This window comes from Nocardia sp. NPDC060220, assembly GCF_042727815.1.
In the GTDB taxonomy this organism is placed as follows: domain Bacteria; phylum Actinomycetota; class Actinomycetes; order Mycobacteriales; family Mycobacteriaceae; genus Nocardia.
Genome location: NZ_JBHWZY010001298.1, coordinates 1 through 1296, shown reverse-complemented (window position 1 = coordinate 1296; position 1296 = coordinate 1). Strand labels below are relative to the sequence as shown.

Below are 1296 nucleotides of genomic sequence, written 5' to 3'. Positions count from 1 at the left end.
CCTCGGAACCTTGAAAGTCGATATTGCGGGAGGGGAGCCACTATCGAACCCTGCCCTTCCTCAGATATTCGACACTCTTGACCGACACTCCATATACGCCACTCTCACAACAAGCGCAGCAGCATCGCCGCGAATGAAGAGATGGCTAATTGACAATTGCACTCGTTTTGTGCGAATCGTAATATCCATAGATGGTCCGGAATCTCTCCATAACTCGCTACGCGGTCGACGCGACTCGTTTCTCTACGCATCAGAGCTCGCAGATAAGGTCCGGACCGCGGGTGGTTCGGTCAGGATAAATACAGTAATTACCCGCCAGCTCGCGCTTGAGCCGCAAGGCATCTCTGACCTGAGTGGTGTTGTAGCGAATATACGTCCCGCCGAGTGGATGCTGATCCAGCCTCATCCCGCAAACGAAAAGGAATCTTTCACGGATTACGCTATCACGTTCGAGTTGTTCGAGAGAAGTATCAGAAGAGCCCGCGAGCAGATTGAAGCGCAAGGGTCGGACGTTAAAATATTGGTACGCGATATAAAGAGGTACTCTGCGTACTGGCTGATCTATCCCGATGGAATACTTTCACGGCACACCGAGGGGCCGACGGACCTCTCGGGAGTCGATTTTGTTTCAGAAAGATTCGAGATAGTCCAAGATTATCTCGAATCGAACCGATCTCAGATCTAGCATCAAACGACGAGGAGAACCTTAAGTTGACCGTAATCACCAACCCCGACCACAGTCCCTTCGTATCGGCAGTACTTCAAAGCGTCGTAGACATGGCAAAAGCTCAAGGTGACTCGTCGGAAATAAAATCTCGCGATGCAGTTTCCGATCAAAAGGGATCCATAATTCTGGACATCGCTATCGGAATTGGCTCCGGAGCCGCATGGGAGCTGATACGTGCATCAATACAACGATTTAGAAATCGGGGCGACTACGAACCGGATATTCGTATTACAATCGGAGGCGAGGAGGCAACCATCGAGTACATCGAACGTCGAGGCCACGCGTAGATGATTGTATTGCTCGCCGCCGCAGTTTGTAGAGTGACGGACGCCGGATTTCAAGACATTGACTGCGCCGCTCTTGATGCAAACAGGATTTACGACACCCTTGCGCGGGTTTGTGGAGATATATTCGACCACAGAAGGAGTTCCGTTGTCGAAAATCCAACGGCTGAAGATTTCTATGGAATGGTGGCGAGCGTTTCTCTTGGACTTAGCGCTAATGACCAGCTAATAATATACTTCAGCGGGCATGCCGATGAAAAGGAAGGGATGGCGCGTTTGCTGTTC

2 protein-coding genes are annotated in these 1296 nt (G+C 50.8%); both read left to right on the top strand.

The genetic code is table 11. The features are described 5' to 3' along the window. The coding region (locus tag ACFWF3_RS36200; RefSeq protein ID WP_379318681.1) for a radical SAM protein at nt 1–685 on the top strand (685 nt) is incomplete at its 5' end. 329 nt (nt 686–1014) lie between these two features. Beyond that, on the top strand, nt 1015–1296 hold a 282-nt coding region (locus tag ACFWF3_RS36195; protein ID WP_379318679.1), incomplete at its 3' end, for a hypothetical protein.